This window comes from Mucilaginibacter sp. (genome assembly GCF_036383575.1).
Classification (GTDB): domain Bacteria; phylum Bacteroidota; class Bacteroidia; order Sphingobacteriales; family Sphingobacteriaceae; genus Mucilaginibacter.
In genome coordinates, this window is record NZ_DASVOB010000206.1 from 1 (window position 1) to 2553 (window position 2553).

A 2553-nucleotide genomic window follows, 5' to 3' on the forward strand; every position below is an offset into this window, starting at 1 on the left:
TTCCATATCCTGCATGTAAGCATACACGCGCTCAGGGATCGAACCAAAATAATGATCTTCCAGCTGCTGGTTTTTAGCCGATATATGACCAAACAGTGTGCGGCCTGTTAAATAAAGGTCAGGACGTGCATTAAATAAGGCTATATCAACCAAAAAGTATTCCTGCTCAATACCCAATGAGGCGTTTACTTTTTCAATGCCTTTATCAAAATAGTGGCAAACATCAACAGCGGCTTTGTCAAGCACGTTCAACGCCTTTAATAAAGGTACTTTATAATCAAGTGCCTCGCCGGTGTATGATACAAACACTGTTGGGATACATAAGGTACGCGCCATTAAAAAGGCCGGCGAAGAAGGGTCCCAGGCGGTATAGCCGCGGGCTTCAAAAGTATTGCGGATGCCGCCGCTCGGAAAGCTTGAGGCATCAGGCTCCTGCTGGGCAAGGGCATCGCCCGAAAAACGTTCTATAGCACCACCATCTGCCGTCGGTTCAAAAAAGGCGTCATGCTTTTCGGCAGTGGTACCGGTAAGCGGCTGAAACCAGTGTGTATAATGAGTGGCACCTTTGCCCAAAGCCCAGGCTTTCATAGCTGATGCTATCTGTTCGGCCAGGTCGCGGGGAATTGGTTCGCCTTTTTCAATTGAATTTACTATTCCCTGGTAGGCCTCCGACGAAAGGTATTCTTTCATCTTCTTTTTATCAAAAACATTTGAACCGAAGTAATCGGAAATTTTTGGTGAAGGCGGTTTTACTTCAGGTATAGTTCTTGAAAGTACATCCTGTAAGGCTTTAAAACGAATATTGGACATATTTTATGAGGTTTAAATAAAGGTTAGGGTTCAAAATTATAACTATCCTTTAAAATATGGGGCAAAATTAAGTGAAATATAACATACCACCTAATGATTAAAAAACAGAAGGAATTTAAAGTAAAATCTTAATTCTTTGGAAATTTTTATTCGAAATGAATAAAATGCTGTTTTTTTAATGCTTTTATCTCTGTTTTTTATTTTAAATCGACGTAAATTGAATTTTAAACCGTGAAAAATCGGTTTTCGTAAATTTTTTAATGATAAAAATGAATTTATATTGAAATTATCATTTTTAAATAATTAAAAAATGGCATTATGGGAGCCTTGTTTTTGCAATTTTCATAATTTTTTGATTTTTTACCATTAATTTATCATTAATAATTTGTTATTGTTAAAAATACTACCTAATTTCAGAAAATAATTTACGAAAACACGCCAATTATTATGCTTTTTATAAAAAAATTAAAAAGTTTATAGGTAGAATGAAGGATTTGGAGAAAAAAGGTGTTTAGTAACTAAGAATAGCAATCAAACTAAATTTAATACAACAATCAAACTAATTAATTTTTAAAAAACAATCAAACTAAATTAAACGATGAAAGTAGGTTCTACAAAACACAACTTCCTAAGTTCAGTCCGACAGCTGACACGTGAAAAATGGGCGCTGGGAGCAACCATTTTTACAGGGAAAATGATTGGCTTATTGCTGGTGTTTGCCGCAATGATGGTTTTGCCAGGTGTATTTGGTACAAAAGCTAACGCTGCCGAAACATACACTGCCCATGAAACAGCATTAATCAACACGGTTAATACTGTTTGGACACTGGTTGCTGCCTTTTTGGTATTTGGTATGCAGGCAGGTTTCGTTATGCTCGAAGCAGGTTTTGCCCGTAAGCGCGAAACTGTTAACGTGCTGATGGAATGTATTTTTGATACTTGTCTTTGTGGTTTGCTATTTTACGCAGTAGGTTATGCCTTTATGTTTGGCAACGGTAATGGCTTTATTGGCTGGGGCGGTTTAGGTGCCGACGGCAAAACCATTACAAACTGGTTCTTCCTTCAAAATACTCCTGAAACTTACGGTTCAACCGGTATCCCGGTATTGGCACACTGGATTTTCCAATATGCTTTTGCTGATACCTGCTCAACTATTGTATCAGGTGCAATGATCGGCCGTACCAGCTTCCGTGGCGATATTCTTTACAGTATCGGTATTACCGGCTTTATCTATCCTATCATTGGTCACTGGGCCTGGGGTCCGGATGGTTTCCTTGCTACAATGGGAACTTCTGGTTTCTTCCAGTCAATAAGCGCTCAGCCTTTCCGTGACTTTGCAGGTTCAACAGTAGTACACACTATTGGTGGTGTTGCTTCACTGGCAGGTGCAATGGTGTTAGGCCCACGGTTAGGCCGCATATTTGCCCACGATGATAAAGAAAAAGGCGGATTGCCGGCTGGTCACAACTTATTGGTTGCTGCTGTAGGTGGTTTTATACGTTGGTTTGGTTGGTATGGTTTTAACCCTGGTTCAACATTATCAGCAATGGATATGCAGGGTATTGGCCGTGTTGCTGCTAACACTACGCTTGCAGCCTGTGCCGGTGGTTTTGCTGCTATGCTTGCTGCATTATGGTTTGGTCCAACAAAAGGCAAATTTGATTTGGCCTTTACAATAAAGGGATTTTTAGGTGGCCTTGTTGCAATTACCTGTCCTTGTTACTGGGTAAGCCCGCTGGGTGC

Annotated in this window: 2 protein-coding genes; one reads left to right on the forward strand and one right to left on the reverse strand. The window is 39.8% G+C overall.

Going from position 1 to position 2553, the window contains the following annotated elements:
• Positions 1-810, reverse strand: an 810-nt coding sequence (locus tag VF500_RS07495; RefSeq protein ID WP_330859079.1) for a glutamine synthetase III, incomplete at its 3' end; no start/stop codon positions are given.
• Between the two features lie 598 nt (positions 811-1408).
• Here VF500_RS07495 and VF500_RS07500 point away from each other — a divergent pair.
• Positions 1409-2553: ammonium transporter (locus VF500_RS07500; protein WP_330859080.1), on the forward strand; the 1145-nt coding region annotated here is incomplete at its 3' end.